At 64.3% G+C, this 13,759-nt stretch carries 12 protein-coding genes; 9 read left to right on the top strand and 3 right to left on the bottom strand.

Annotated features, from left to right (window positions below):
• The first annotated feature begins 29 nt into the window (after positions 1-29).
• The 3 genes from NCR37_RS02100 to aroG all read left to right on the top strand — a co-directional run bounded on the left by NCR37_RS02100 (position 30) and on the right by aroG (position 3,898).
• Complete coding sequence (locus NCR37_RS02100) at positions 30-863, top strand: carbon-nitrogen hydrolase family protein (RefSeq protein ID WP_250471304.1); 834 nt, start codon at positions 30-32, stop codon at positions 861-863.
• 166 nt (positions 864-1,029) lie between these two features.
• Entirely contained in the window at positions 1,030-2,496 is a 1,467-nt protein-coding gene (gene tldD / locus NCR37_RS02095; RefSeq protein ID WP_250471303.1) for a metalloprotease TldD, read from the top strand.
• Positions 2,497-2,824: 328 nt separating this feature from the next.
• Positions 2,825-3,898 (top strand): 3-deoxy-7-phosphoheptulonate synthase AroG, encoded by a 1,074-nt coding sequence (aroG, locus tag NCR37_RS02090; RefSeq protein WP_250471302.1) that lies wholly within the window; start codon positions 2,825-2,827, stop codon positions 3,896-3,898.
• 84 nt (positions 3,899-3,982) lie between these two features.
• Here the strand turns inward: aroG and NCR37_RS02085 are convergent, their stop codons facing one another.
• Positions 3,983-4,537 (bottom strand): cob(I)yrinic acid a,c-diamide adenosyltransferase, encoded by a 555-nt coding sequence (locus NCR37_RS02085; RefSeq protein WP_250471301.1) that lies wholly within the window; start codon positions 4,535-4,537, stop codon positions 3,983-3,985.
• 209 nt (positions 4,538-4,746) lie between these two features.
• Here NCR37_RS02085 and NCR37_RS02080 point away from each other — a divergent pair, with 209 nt between their 5' ends.
• The 6 genes from NCR37_RS02080 to proC all read left to right on the top strand — a co-directional run bounded on the left by NCR37_RS02080 (position 4,747) and on the right by proC (position 11,884).
• Positions 4,747-6,162, top strand: a complete 1,416-nt coding sequence (locus NCR37_RS02080; RefSeq protein ID WP_250471300.1) for an FAD-binding oxidoreductase — start codon at positions 4,747-4,749, stop codon at positions 6,160-6,162.
• Between the two features lie 122 nt (positions 6,163-6,284).
• Entirely contained in the window at positions 6,285-7,850 is a 1,566-nt protein-coding gene (locus tag NCR37_RS02075) for an FAD-linked oxidase C-terminal domain-containing protein (protein WP_250471299.1), read from the top strand.
• A gap of 132 nt (positions 7,851-7,982) precedes the next feature.
• Positions 7,983-9,071 (top strand): glycolate oxidase subunit GlcE, encoded by a 1,089-nt coding sequence (glcE, locus tag NCR37_RS02070; RefSeq protein ID WP_250471298.1) that lies wholly within the window; start codon positions 7,983-7,985, stop codon positions 9,069-9,071.
• A 19-nt stretch (positions 9,072-9,090) separates the two neighbouring features.
• Complete coding sequence (gene glcF / locus NCR37_RS02065; protein WP_250471297.1) at positions 9,091-10,317, top strand: glycolate oxidase subunit GlcF; 1,227 nt, start codon at positions 9,091-9,093, stop codon at positions 10,315-10,317.
• A gap of 45 nt (positions 10,318-10,362) precedes the next feature.
• The gene (locus NCR37_RS02060) at positions 10,363-11,058 is read left to right on the top strand and encodes a YggS family pyridoxal phosphate-dependent enzyme (protein ID WP_250471296.1); all 696 of its coding nucleotides are present in this window, start codon (positions 10,363-10,365) and stop codon (positions 11,056-11,058) included.
• 13 nt (positions 11,059-11,071) lie between these two features.
• Positions 11,072-11,884 carry a pyrroline-5-carboxylate reductase gene (gene proC, locus NCR37_RS02055; RefSeq protein ID WP_250471295.1) on the top strand — a complete coding sequence of 271 codons (813 nt, stop codon included), beginning with the start codon at positions 11,072-11,074 and terminating at the stop codon, positions 11,882-11,884.
• Positions 11,885-11,922: 38 nt separating this feature from the next.
• Here the strand turns inward: proC and NCR37_RS02050 are convergent, their stop codons facing one another.
• The gene (locus NCR37_RS02050; RefSeq protein ID WP_250471289.1) at positions 11,923-12,741 is read right to left on the bottom strand and encodes an FkbM family methyltransferase; all 819 of its coding nucleotides are present in this window, start codon (positions 12,739-12,741) and stop codon (positions 11,923-11,925) included.
• Positions 12,742-12,858: 117 nt separating this feature from the next.
• Positions 12,859-13,719 (bottom strand): 4-hydroxybenzoate octaprenyltransferase, encoded by an 861-nt coding sequence (gene ubiA / locus NCR37_RS02045; protein WP_250471288.1) that lies wholly within the window; start codon positions 13,717-13,719, stop codon positions 12,859-12,861.
• Between the last annotated feature and the right edge of the window lie 40 nt (positions 13,720-13,759).

The following is a 13,759-nucleotide window of genomic DNA, read 5'->3' as shown; positions in this document are numbered from 1 at the left end:
CAAACCAGCGACAACCCAGCGCCACGAACATGACCGAACAATCGAGCGAAAGCACCGTGCGGCCGTTCCAGGTCGCCGCGCTGCAAATGGTGAGCACGCCGGATCGCGACCGCAATCTGGCCGAGGCCGGACGGCTCGTCGCCGAGGCGGCGCAAGGCGGCGCGCAACTGGTGCTGCTGCCCGAGTACTTCTGCTTCATGGGTTTCAAGGACACGGACAAGCTCGCGATCCGCGAGACGCCCGGCGACGGCCCCATTCAGCAGTTTTTGTCGGACGCCGCGCGCAAACATGGCGTGTGGGTGATCGGCGGGACGCTGCCGCTGAAGTCGCCGGAAGCGTCGCGCGTGCTGAATACGTCGCTCGTCTTCGGCCCGGACGGCGAGCAGGTGGCGCGCTACGACAAGATTCATCTGTTCAATTTCGAAAAGGGCGAGGAATCGTTCGACGAAGCGCGCAGCATCGTGCCCGGCGCGGACGTGCGAACCTTCCAAGCGCCGTTCGGGCGCGTGGGCCTCTCCGTCTGCTACGACCTGCGCTTTCCCGAGCTGTACAGAAAGATGGGCGACTGCGCGCTGATCGTGGTGCCTTCCGCGTTCACGTACACCACCGGCCGTGCGCACTGGGAGACGCTGCTCAAGGCGCGGGCGATCGAGAACCAGTGCTACGTGCTCGCCGCCGCGCAAGGCGGCAAGCACGAAAACGGCCGCCGCACGTGGGGGCATAGCATGCTGATCGACCCGTGGGGCGAAATCGTCGCCGTGCGCGAGGAAGGCGCGGGCGTCGTCGCGGGCGCGATCGATCCCGAGCGCATCGCGAGCGTGCGGCAGAGCCTGCCGGCGTACCGGCATCGGGTGATCGCCTAGGCGTTCGTGCGCGATGGCCCCGCGTCGCGAACGCCCTGCATCTCGAAAATAGGCTTCTTGACGGCCTTGAACGCGCGGAAGTGGTCCCGCACATGGTCTGAACGACGCGGACAGTAGAATTGTCCGAAATTCACCGAACACGCTGCATCAACGCAATAGGCACCGCATGAACATCATCGAACCCGGCATCCGCAATCTGGTCACGGCGAAGGACGTTCTCCTGACGCCGTACGGCCTCGACGAGGGTCTCATCACGCGCACGCTCGCGGAGATTTTCACGCATCGCGTCGATTACGCGGATCTGTACTTCCAGTCCACGCGCAGCGAAGCGTGGAGTCTTGAGGAAGGCATCGTCAAATCGGGCAGCTTCAGCATCGATCAGGGCGTCGGCGTGCGCGCCGTCTCGGGCGAGCGCACGGCTTTCGCCTATTCCGACGATCTTTCGCCCGATTCCATCCGCCAGGCCGCGTTCGCCACGCGGGCCATCGCGAAGGCGGGCGGCGGCAAGCACAAGATCAAGCCGGCGAGCACGCTCACGGGCGTCTCGGGCCGCGACCTGTACGTCCCCGCCGATCCGCTGCATTCGCTCGATGCCAACGCGAAGGTCAAATTGCTGGAGCGCGTCGAACAGATGGCGCGCGGCCGCGATCCGCGCATCACGCAGGTGATGGCCGGGCTCGCGGGCGAATACGACGTCGTGCTTGTCGCGCGCAGCGACGGCGCGCTCGCGGCGGACGTGCGGCCGCTCGTGCGCGTCTCGGTCACGGTGATCGCCGAGCAGAACGGCCGGCGCGAGATCGGCACGGGCGGCGGCGGCGGTCGCTTCGATTACGGCTATTTCACGGACGATATCCTCTCGAAGTACGTCGATGACGCCGTGCATGCGGCGCTCGTCAATCTGGAAGCCCGCCCTGCCCCGGCCGGCGCGATGACGGTCGTGCTCGGGCCGGGCTGGCCCGGCGTGCTGCTGCACGAAGCCGTCGGGCACGGCCTGGAGGGCGATTTCAACCGCAAGGGATCGTCGGCGTTCGCGGGCCGCATCGGCGAGCAGGTGGCGGCGAAGGGCGTGACGGTGGTGGATGACGGCACGCTGCCGAATCGCCGCGGATCGCTCAATATCGACGACGAAGGCAACCCGACGCAGTGCACGACGCTGATCGAAGACGGCATTCTGAAGGGCTACATTCAGGACTCGCTCAACGCGCGCCTGATGAAGATGCCGGTGACGGGCAACGCGCGCCGCGAGTCGTACGCCGCGCTGCCGATGCCGCGCATGACGAATACGTACATGCTCAACGGCGACAAGGACCCGCAGGAGATTCTCGCGTCGGTCAAGAACGGCCTGTACGCGGTCAATTTCGGCGGCGGTCAGGTGGATATCACCAACGGCAAGTTCGTGTTCTCGGCGTCCGAGGCGTACATGATCGAGGACGGCAAGATCACGTACCCGGTGAAGGGCGCGACGCTGATCGGCAGCGGTCCGGAATCGCTGAAATACGTGACGATGATCGGCAACGACATGTCGCTCGACAGCGGCGTGGGCGTGTGCGGCAAGGAAGGCCAGAGCGTGCCGGTGGGCGTCGGTCAGCCGACTTTGCGCATCGAGAAAATGACGGTGGGCGGCACGATTTGATGCAGTTTTGCCGCATCGGCGCCGGCGCGTCCGGAATGGTTCGCACCCGCCGATGCGGATTTCCCGCGTTCGACGCGCGGCCGCTTGTCAGCGCCGCCCGTTTGAGGTTATAAAGACGGTCAACCTTTTTGCCATGCGTCCTGTGCTCACCCTGTCCGCCAAGTTTTATTTTTATTTCTTTTGGCATCTCAAGCCGCTGGCGGATCGAGAGGGGTGAGTCGTAGGTTGCAGATACGCAAAACCGAATTCCCGAAAAACCGCCAGCGAGTCTGGCGGTTTTTTTTCGCCTTCCATTTTTTGCTCAGAACATTGCCGTTGGTGAATCGCCATGCCCCCGCACAATACCGATGACGTTCGTATCCGTGAGTTGAAGGAGCTCGTCCCGCCCGCGCATTTGATCCGCGAATTTCCGTGCACGGAGCCGGTGTCCGATCTCATCTTCAACGCGCGGCAGTCGATGCATCGCATTCTGCATGGCATGGATGACCGGCTGATCGTCATCATCGGGCCGTGTTCAATTCACGACCCGAAGGCGGCGATGGAATATGCGCGGCGCTTGATCGAGCAGCGCAAGCGGTTTGCGGGCGAACTGGAAGTCGTGATGCGCGTGTATTTCGAAAAACCGCGCACGACGGTGGGCTGGAAAGGGCTGATTAATGATCCGTATATGGATAACAGCTTCAAGATCAACGACGGTTTGCGGGCCGCGCGGGAACTGCTCATGCATATCAACGAGCTTGGGCTGCCGGCGGGGACGGAATATCTCGACATGATCAGCCCGCAATACATCGCGGATCTGATTTCGTGGGGCGCGATCGGCGCGCGGACGACCGAATCGCAAGTGCATCGCGAATTGGCTTCGGGGCTTTCGTGTCCGGTCGGTTTCAAGAATGGCACGGATGGCAACGTGAAAATCGCGGTGGATGCGATCAAGGCCGCTTCGCAGCCGCATCATTTTCTTTCGGTGACCAAAGGCGGGCATTCGGCGATCGTGTCGACCGCTGGCAATGAAGATTGCCATATTATTTTGCGAGGCGGTAAAACGCCGAACTTCGATGCAGCTTCGGTCGATGCCGCTTGCAGCGATATTGGAAAAGCCGGATTAGCGGCGCGATTGATGATCGACGCCAGCCATGCGAACAGCTCGAAGAAGCATGAGAATCAGATTCCGGTTTGCGCGGATATCGGGCGGCAGTTGGCGGCTGGCGATGAGCGGATTGTCGGCGTCATGGTGGAATCGCATCTTGTCGCCGGGCGGCAGGATTTGAAGGAAGGGTGTGAACTGACCTACGGCCAAAGCGTCACTGATGCCTGTATCGGGTGGGAAGAAAGCGTCGGCGTGCTCGAAGGATTGGCGGAAGCGGTGAAGCAGCGGCGACTCAAGAGAGTTGGCGGCAATTGATTGCATCTTGACCAACAGAGTCGACACCGCTTCGCAATCGGTGCGACTCTGCCGAAGTTTCAAGCCGGCTTGGCTCGTGCGATCTCAATCTCGTGCGTGATTCCAAAGAATGTCTTGCCCCCCATCCGCCCGATTCAAAACCCGCGCCAACACGAACAGCAAATCCGACAACCGATTAACATACCTTCCAGGCGCGTCATTAATCGCATCGGCTTCGATACGTCCTAAAGCAACAATCGCCCGCTCCGCCCTACGACACACCGTGCGGCAAACATGCGCCAACGCCGCCGCTCTCGACCCGCCCGGCAAAATGAACTCCTTAAGCGGCGGCAAAGTCGAGTTGTAATCCGCGAGCCACGCATCCAACCTTGCCAAATGTGCATCCGAAATCATTGAATGTCCCGGAATCGACAATTCGCCGCCGAGATCGAATAAATCGTTCTGAACCTGCGTGAGCGCGTTGCGCACATCTGGCGGTAATGCCTCGCATAACAACACGCCCAACGAAGAATTCAGTTCATCGACATCGCCGATCGCCGCAATGCGCGCATCGTCTTTCGAAACGCGGCGGCCATCGCCGAGTCCGGTGGTGCCATCGTCGCCGGTGCGCGTCGCGATCTTGCTGAGGCGGTTACCCATCACTGCTCCTTTGTTATAGAGAATCCAGAATCGCGCCGAAAATCTGCCGAAGCATTATAGGCAGCGTCCTCTCCTGGCCCGGGACGCCGCGCGCCGCGAGCGTCCCGCGCGTAGAATAAGACAGCATTTCGGCGCCCTGCCGTGCAACCGACAAACAGCACGCATGCGGCCCGAAGCACGAAATCGACAAAAATCCGCCGGAGACGCTCGTGAACCACCCCGCCTTGCCGCATGCCATCCGCCGGCCGTTTCCCGCCGCCCTGCTCGACGCGCTCAAGCAACAATTCACCGAGCGGGTCAGCACGAGCCAGGCCGTGCGCGAACATCACGGCCGCGACGAATCCCCATTCGATCCGCAATTGCCCGACGCTGTCGTGTTTGCGCGCAGCACGGAAGAGGTACAGGCCATCGTCCGGCTGTGCGCCGAGTACGACGTGCCGATCATTCCGTACGGCAACGGATCGTCGCTCGAAGGGCATCTGCTCGCAGTGCAAGGCGGCGTCTCGATCGACTTGTCCGCGATGAACCGCGTCGTCTCGATCAACGCGGAAGACCTCACCGCCACCGTGCAGCCCGGCATTTCGCGCAAGCAGTTGAACGAAGCGCTGAAGGACACCGGCCTCTTCTTCCCGATCGACCCCGGCGCGGACGCGAGCATCGGCGGCATGTCGGCGACGCGCGCCTCGGGCACCAACGCCGTGCGCTACGGCTCGATGCGCGAGAACGTCCTCGCGCTGACCGTCGTGCTGGCCGACGGTCGCGTCATCCATACCGGCACACGCGCGCGCAAATCGTCGGCGGGTTACGACCTGACGCGGCTTTTCGTCGGCTCCGAAGGCACGCTCGGCGTCATCACGGAGATCACGGTGCGGCTTTATCCGCAGCCCGAAGCCATCTCGGCGGCCGTCTGCGCGTTTCCGTCGATGGGCGACGCGGTGCGCGCCGTCATCGAAACGATCCAGATGGGCGTGCCGATCGCCCGCGTCGAGTTCGTCGATAAGCTCGCGGTGCGCGCCATCAATCGCCATTCGAACCTGACGCTGCGCGAATCGCCGATGCTGTTCTTCGAATTCCACGGCACGGAAGCGGGCGTCAAGGAACAGGCGCAGACCGTGCAGGAGATCACCGCGCAGAACCATGGCACCGGCTTCGAATGGGCGACGCGTCCCGAAGACCGCAGCCGCCTGTGGACCGCGCGTCACAACGCCTATTTCGCGATGCTGCAACTGAAGCCCGGCTGCCGCGCCGTGACGACCGATGTCTGCGTGCCGATTTCGCGTCTGGCGGAATGCGTCGAAGAGACGGAGAAGGACTTGCTCGGCTCGTCGCTGCCGTGCCCGATCGTCGGACACGTCGGCGACGGCAATTTCCACGTCGCGATGCTGCTCGATCCCACGAAGCCCGAGGAACGCGACGAAGCCGAGCGCCTGAACCGCCGCATTGTCGAGCGCGCGCTGGCAGTCGGCGGAACGTGCACGGGCGAGCACGGCGTCGGGCTGCACAAAATGGATTTCATGATCGACGAGCACGGCGAAGACGGCATCGACGTGATGCGGTCCATCAAGCACGCGCTCGATCCGAAAAACTTGATGAATCCGGGCAAGATCTTCGCGTTCACGCGGTAAGCGCGCCGCTGCATCCCGCGCGCCCGGTGGACGAAGAAGCCACGAGCGCGCAACATGGGGTGTCGCCGCGTCAGAGACTTTTATCGAATACGCGCCGTCATGTTCAGGCGCCGGGAGGAGACATGAACGCACCCGACGAACTCAAGCCCGAGTTCTCCGACGCCGCCGCGCCGGAATTCTCGCCGAATTTGCCGCACGAGGACGCGCCCGCGCTCACGGAAGAACAACTCGCCGAGCGTCAGCGCGAAGTCGTGCAGGCGCTCATGGCCGTGCTGCCCACGCATTGCCTGCTGTTTCGCGACGAGGACACGTCCGTCTACGAATGCGACGGTCTCGCCGCCTACCGGCGTCTGCCGCTCGCGGTCGTACTGCCTGAAACGGAAGCGCAGGTGCAGCGCGTCGTGCAGATCTGCGCGCGGCTAGGCGTGCCGATCGTGCCGCGCGGCGCGGGCACCGGGCTCTCCGGCGGCGCCATGCCGATTCGCCACGGCATCGTGCTGTCGCTGGCGCGCTTCCGGCGCATCATCGAAGTGGATTCGTACGCGCGCACGGCCACCGTGCAGCCCGGCGTGCGCAATCTCGCGATCTCGGAAGCCGCCGCGCCTTACGGGCTGTACTACGCGCCGGACCCGTCGTCGCAGATCGCCTGCACCATCGGCGGAAACGTCTCCGAGAATTCGGGCGGCGTGCATTGCCTGAAGTACGGCCTCACCGTGCATAACGTGCTGCGCGTGCGCGCCGTGACGATGGAAGGCGACATCGTGGAATTCGGCTCGCTCGCGCCGGATGCGCCGGGGCTCGATCTGCTCGCGGTGCTGATCGGCAGCGAGGGCATGTTCGCCGTCGTCACGGAAGTCACCGTCAAGCTGATTCCGAAGCCGCAGACTGCGCAGGTCATCATGGCGAGCTTCGACGACGTGGTCAAAGGCGGTAACGCCGTCGCGGCGATCATCGCGGCGGGCATCATCCCGGCCGGTCTCGAAATGATGGACAAGCCCGCGACGCGCGCCGTCGAAGAGTTCGTCAACGCGGGCTACGACCTCGACGCGGCCGCCATTCTGCTGTGCGAATCCGACGGCACCTACGACGAAGTCGCCGAGGAAATCGTCCGCATGACCGCCGTGCTGCGCGAGCACGGCGCGACGCGCATCCAGATTTCGCGCTCCGAATCCGAGCGGCTCAAGTTCTGGTCCGGCCGCAAGAACGCGTTTCCCGCCGCAGGCCGCATTTCGCCCGACTATTACTGCATGGACGGCACGGTGCCGCGCCGCGCCATCGGGCCGCTGCTCGCGCGCATCGAAGAAATGGAGAAGAAGTACGCGCTTCGCTGCATCAACGTGTTCCATGCGGGCGACGGCAACATGCATCCGCTCATTCTCTTCAACGGCAACGATCTCGACGAATGGCATCGCGCGGAAGCGTTCGGTTCCGACATTCTCGAAACCTGCGTGGAACTGGGCGGCACGGTGACGGGCGAACATGGCGTGGGCATCGAGAAGATCAATTCGATGTGCGTGCAGTTTTCGCCGGAAGAGCGCGACGCGTTTCACGCGGTCAAGCGCGCGTTCGATCCGTTGCGCCTGCTCAATCCCGACAAGGCCATTCCCACGCGCGCCCGCTGCGCCGAGTACGGGAAGATGCATATTCGCGGCGGCCTCCTGCCGCATCCCGAACTGCCGCGCTTCTGACCGGCCGCCGCGCTCGCCGCGCGTTTCGCTATCCACGTTTGTCCGGGTACGGCTGCGTTAAGCGGCCGGTACAATCGACCGGACAGGCGTAGCGCAAGCCATACGAAAAGCGGATTACAAGAGCGGGACACCATGGAACAGGACGACATCGTCGCCGCCTGGTCGGAGCGGATCGCCCGGGCCAGCGAGACCGGCGCGCCGCTGCGCATTCGCGGCGGCGGCACGAAAGACTGGTACGGCCAGACGCTCCAGGGAGAGATTCTCGACACGCGCGCCTATCGCGGGATCATTTCGTACGATCCGGCCGAACTCGTCATTACTGCGAAAAGCGGAACACCCCTTGCTGAAATAGAGGCTGCGTTACGAGAACATGGCCAGATGCTGCCCTTCGAGCCTCCTCACTTCGGCCGCAATGCGACGCTCGGCGGCTGCATCGCGGCGGGTCTTGCCGGACCGCGCCGCGCGTGGACCGGCGCGGCGCGCGATTTCGTGCTCGGCGCGGCCGTGCTGAACGGACGCGGGCAAGTGCTGCGCTTCGGCGGGCAAGTGGTGAAAAACGTCGCGGGCTACGACGTCGCGCGGCTGCTCGCAGGATCGCTCGGCACGCTCGGGCTCATTCTCGAATTGTCGGTCAAGGTGCTGCCGCGTCCCGTCGCCGAAGCCACGCTCAAATTCGACATGCACGCCACCGACGGCGTGCGCAAGCTCAACGAATGGGGCGGCCATCCGCTGCCGATCAGCGGCAGCGCGTGGCGCGACGGCACGCTCGCGCTGCGTCTCGCGGGCGCGGAAGCGGCCGTGAAGACCGCGCGCAATTCGCTCGGCGGCGAAGTGGTGGATGCGGTCGAAGCGGACCGCTTCTGGGTCGGCCTGCGCGAACAGACGGACCCGTTCTTCGCCGTGATCGAGCCGCGCTCGGCGCTCTGGCGGCTCGCGCTGCCGTCGATTGCGGAGCCGCTGCATCTGCCGGGCGCGCAACTCATGGAATGGGGCGGCGCGCAACGCTGGTGGATCACCGACACCGATCCGCAGACCGTGCGCATCAGCGCGAAGCAGGCCGGCGGCCACGCGACGATCTTTCGCGCGGGCTCCGCCTACGACCGCAACGCGGGCGTGTTCACGCCGCTGCCCGCGCCGCTCATGAAGATTCACCGCGGGTTGAAGGCCGCGTTCGATCCGGCGCGCATCTTCAACCGCGCCCGGCTTTATCCCGATTTTTAGCCGAACCGAGCAACACGCAATGCAAACCAATCTCGCCGATTTCATCCGCGGCACCGCCGATGGCGACGAAGCCGACGCGATTCTCCGCAAGTGCGTCCACTGCGGCTTCTGCACGGCGACTTGCCCGACGTATCAACTGCTCGGCGACGAACTCGACGGACCGCGCGGGCGCATCTATCTGATGAAGCAGATGTTCGAGGGCGCGCCCGCCACGCGCAGCACGCAGACGCATCTGGACCGGTGTCTCACGTGCCGCAACTGCGAGACCACATGTCCGTCCGGCGTGCAGTACGGCAAGCTCGTCGAGATCGGGCGCAAGGTGGTCGAGCAGAAGGTCGAGCGGCCGATGCGCCAGCGCATCCAGCGCCGTTTTCTCGCGAGCTTCCTGCCGAACAGCACGCTCTTCACGCCCGCGATGAAGCTCGGGCAGCAAGTGCGCGGCATGCTTCCGCGCACGCTGCGTGCGAAGATTCCGGTGCCCGAAAAGCCGCTCGCGCCGCCCACGCGCAAGCATGCGCGCAAGATGCTGATGCTCGCCGGGTGCGTGCAGCCCGCGATGATGCCGAACGTCAACACGGCCACGGCGCGCGTGTTCGATGCGCTCGGCATCGAGATCGTGACCGCGCCGGGTGCCGGCTGCTGCGGCGCGATTCGTCTGCATCTCGGCTACAACGACGACGCGCTCGACGACGTGCGCAACAACATCGACGCGTGGTGGCCGTACGTCGAAAGCGGCGTCGAGGCGATCGTGATGAACGCGTCGGGCTGCGGCGCGACGGTCAAGGAGTACGCCCACCTGCTGCGCAACGATCCGATATACGCGGACAAGGCGCGGCGCATCGTCGAATTGACGCGCGATCTGGCCGAGATTCTGCCTGCGTTCGAGGAAGAACTCGTCGGGCTGGCGCGGCGTCGCGCGGTGCATACGGTCGCGTTTCATCCGCCGTGCACGTTGCAGCACGGGCAGCAGATTCGCGGGCGCGTCGAGCATCTTCTGACGGCGCTCGGTCTCGAAGTGCGCCTGCCTGCGGACGCGCACATGTGCTGCGGGTCGGCCGGAACGTATTCGGTGCTGCAACCGAAGATGGCTTACGCGCTGCGCAACCAGAAGCTCGACCGGCTGGAAAAGACCGAGCCGCAGATGATCGTGTCGGCGAACGTCGGCTGCATCGCGCATCTGCAAAGCGGCACATCCACGCCGGTGACGCACTGGATTCAGCTTCTGGAGCATCTGCTGTACGGCTAGGCGGATTCGTATAATGGCCCGATCCGCCATGAATGTCGCTCGCGCATGTCCATCGCTCAACATCTAGAAGAAGTCCGTCAACGGATCGCGCAGGCCGCCGGACGCGCGTCGCGCGATCCTGCGTCGGTCAAGCTGCTCGCCGTTTCCAAGACCTTCCCCGCCGACGACGTGCGCGCCGCCTTCGATGCCGGCCAGCGCGCGTTCGGAGAGAACTACGTGCAGGAAGGCATCGCGAAGATCGCCGCGCTCGCCGACTTGCGCAGCCAGATCGAATGGCATTTCATCGGGCCGCTGCAATCGAACAAGACGAAGCTCGTCGCGGAGCAGTTCGACTGGGTGCACTCCATCGACCGCCTGAAAATCGCGGAACGCCTTTCGGCGCAGCGTCCCGAAGGCGCGACGCCGCTCAACGTGTGCGTGCAGGTGAACCTGAGCGGCGAGGCATCCAAAAGCGGCGTCGAGCCGCACGACGCCGCGGCGCTCGCGCATGCGGTAGCCAAGCTCCCCGGCCTGCGTCTGCGCGGGCTGATGTCGATTCCCGAGCCCGCCGACACGCTCGACGCCCAGCGCGCCCCGCACGCGCGCCTGCGCGAATTGATGGATGCGTTGCGCGCCGACGGCCTCCATCTCGACACGCTCTCGATGGGCATGTCCGCCGATCTCGAAGCCGCCGTGCTCGAAGGCGCGAGCATCGTGCGCATCGGCACCGCGATCTTCGGCAAGCGCACTTACACCCACTGACTCATCACTCACCATGAAAATCGCATTCATCGGCGGCGGCAACATGGCCGCGGCGCTCATCGGCGGTCTTATCAAGCGCGGCGTCGCGCCTGCGGATATCTACGCCATCGACATCAACGACGAAGCGCGCGCGCGCACCGCGAAGCAATTCGGCATCGAGACGGGCGCGGCCATCGACGCGAAACTCGCCGGCTACGACGCTATCCTGCTCGCGGTGAAGCCGCAGGTGCTCAGAGGCGTCGCCGAGGCGCTCGCGCCGCATCTCGGGCGGCAAACGGTCATCAGCATCGCGGCGGGCATCCGCGCGGCGGACCTCTCGCGGTGGCTCGGCGGTTACGCGAACGTGGTGCGCACCATGCCGAACACGCCCGCGCTCATCGGCATGGGCGTGACGGGGCTCGCCGCATTGCCGGGCGTGAGCGACGAGGCGAAGGCGCTTGCATCGCAGGTACTGGAAGCCGTCGGCACGACCGTCTGGTTCGATGACGAAGCGAAGATCGACGCCGTCACCGCCATTTCCGGCAGCGGCCCCGCGTACGTGTTCTATTTCATCGAAGCGATGCAGGAAGCGGCGCGCGCGCTCGGCATGGACGATGAGCAAGGCCGCGCGCTCGCGGTCGCGACGTTCACGGGCGCAGCGCAGCTCGCGGCGCAGTCGAACGAGCCCGCGAGCGTGCTGCGCGAGCGCGTGACATCGAAGGGCGGCACGACGGCGGCCGCGCTCGCCTCCTTCGATGCGCAGGGCGTGAAGGAAGCGATCGTGCGCGGCGCGTTGGCAGCAGAAGCGCGGGCCAAAGAAATGGGCGATGAATTCGGCGCGGCTTGAACGTCTTGAAAGCGCAGATGTGACGTGGCGCGCGCGGGTTATTCGATGAAAAGCCTGTCGCCGCGCTGCGCGACGTGCCCCAATACGGGATCATGTGCGTTCAACGCAAGTACGTTCGGCCCGATCGAATAGAACGCGGTATAGCCGATGTCGCCGAGAAACGTCCGGATGCGTTTCTCGTCGCTCTTGAGCACTTCGACCAGCATGACCGGCGCGCAGCGCTCGATGGTTTCCTTCGCGCCCCGAAGCACGTCCAGTTCCATGCCTTCCACGTCGAGCTTGATGAAATCGACACGATCGAGCATCAACGAATCGATGCTCACCATCGGCACGGAGACGCACTCTTCCGGATCGTATGAAATGGCCTGGCCGATGGCTTCGGGCGTTGCGCGCTGGCGCAGTTCCAGACTGCCGAAGCTCGCGGCCGAGAAGTAATCGGGTTGAGGAATGCTGATCTCGCCCGTCGATTCGCCGAGCGCCGCAAGCCGCGCGCGAGCGTTCAGGCAATTGTTGAGCGCGAGATTGCCCGCCAGCGCGTAATAAACCACTTCCTGAGCCTCGAAGCTCAACACGCGTCCCCAGCCGTGCATATGGCGCGCCCATTCCACTGAGTGCACGCCGACATTCGCGCCTCCGTCGATCGCAAAGACACCTTCTCCGAAATAGCGTCGACGCATCGAAAGGACATGGAGAACAAATGCGACTTCGTCGGCGTCGAAGCACGACCGGCTGAGAATCTGCTGACCGACACCGAATGAAAAGCCGTTGCGCGTGTGGTGGTCGTTTCGATTGACGATCATCGTGCCGTGATTCGATGCGGCAAGCACGAAGGCAATCGGGCGATGCGGAAGCTGCATTACAAGGATGCCTGGAAGTTGGCGGGTGCGCAGTGTGGCCCCTCGTCAACGATTAAGCAATGAAACACGGCATCCGAACTGTCATAAATCGCCGAGCCGTCGACGCGCCGCGCAGCCTCAACCGCCAAGCGCGTATTGAAGCGCGATGCCTGCGAACAGCACGCCGCCCAGCCAATTGTTGTGCTTGAACGCTGCGAAGCACGCCATGCGCTCGCGGTCACGAATAAGCAGGTAGTGATACGCCGCGCAGCCGGCCGCGCCCAGCCAGCCGAGCCAGTACGGCCAGCCGAAGTGCAGCGTGATGCCGATGCCCGCATACACCGCAAGCGTCGCGGCGTAGCACAGCATCACGGCGAGCACGTCATATCGGCCGAATGTGAGCGCGGACGTGCGAATGCCGATCTCGATGTCGTCGTCGCGATCGACCATCGCGTATTCGGTGTCGTACGCCACCGACCAGAACACGTTGGCCGCGAGCATGATCCACGCGAGCATCGGCACATGATCCTGCACGGCGGCAAACGCCATCGGAATGCCGAAGCCGAACGCGATGCCCAGATACGCCTGCGGGATCGCGAAGAATCGCTTGGTGAACGGATAGGTGCCCGCGACGAACAGCGCGAAGACCGACAGTTCCTTCGTAAGCGCGTTGAGCGGCAGAATCAGCAGGAACGCGACGAGCGACAGCGCCGCCGCGAGCGCGACCGCTTCCCACGCGCGAATCTTGCCCGACGTGATCGGGCGCTCGGCGGTGCGCTTTACGTAGCGGTCGAAGTCGCGGTCCGCATAGTCGTTGATCGCGCAGCCCGCCGAGCGCATCAGGAGCGTGCCAATCGCGAAGATCACGATCAGCATCAGCGATGGCCGACCATCCGACGCGATCCATAACGCGTTGAGCGTCGGCCACAGGAGCAGCAGGCTGCCGATGGGCTTGTCCAGGCGCACGAGGCGCATATAGAGCGGGAGACGGGCGAGCATGGAAGGTGATCGAAGCAGGGGATGAGCTATTTTAGTTCAG

The sequence above is a fragment of the Caballeronia sp. GAFFF1 genome, assembly GCF_023630705.1.
In the GTDB taxonomy this organism is placed as follows: Bacteria; Pseudomonadota; Gammaproteobacteria; order Burkholderiales; family Burkholderiaceae; genus Caballeronia.
The sequence above is the reverse complement of the archived record's forward strand: the minus strand, read 5'-3'. Positions and strand labels throughout refer to the sequence as shown.

Coding starts and splice junctions, on each gene's coding strand:
- NCR37_RS02100 (WP_250471304.1), top strand. CDS start 30: ATGACCGAACAATCGAGCGAAAGCACCGTGCGGCCGTTCCAGGTCGCC.
- tldD (WP_250471303.1), top strand. CDS start 1,030: ATGAACATCATCGAACCCGGCATCCGCAATCTGGTCACGGCGAAGGAC.
- aroG (WP_250471302.1), top strand. CDS start 2,825: ATGCCCCCGCACAATACCGATGACGTTCGTATCCGTGAGTTGAAGGAG.
- NCR37_RS02085 (WP_250471301.1), bottom strand. CDS start 4,537: ATGGGTAACCGCCTCAGCAAGATCGCGACGCGCACCGGCGACGATGGC.
- NCR37_RS02075 (WP_250471299.1), top strand. CDS start 6,285: ATGAACGCACCCGACGAACTCAAGCCCGAGTTCTCCGACGCCGCCGCG.
- glcE (WP_250471298.1), top strand. CDS start 7,983: ATGGAACAGGACGACATCGTCGCCGCCTGGTCGGAGCGGATCGCCCGG.
- glcF (WP_250471297.1), top strand. CDS start 9,091: ATGCAAACCAATCTCGCCGATTTCATCCGCGGCACCGCCGATGGCGAC.
- NCR37_RS02060 (WP_250471296.1), top strand. CDS start 10,363: ATGTCCATCGCTCAACATCTAGAAGAAGTCCGTCAACGGATCGCGCAG.
- proC (WP_250471295.1), top strand. CDS start 11,072: ATGAAAATCGCATTCATCGGCGGCGGCAACATGGCCGCGGCGCTCATC.
- NCR37_RS02050 (WP_250471289.1), bottom strand. CDS start 12,741: ATGCAGCTTCCGCATCGCCCGATTGCCTTCGTGCTTGCCGCATCGAAT.
- ubiA (WP_250471288.1), bottom strand. CDS start 13,719: ATGCTCGCCCGTCTCCCGCTCTATATGCGCCTCGTGCGCCTGGACAAG.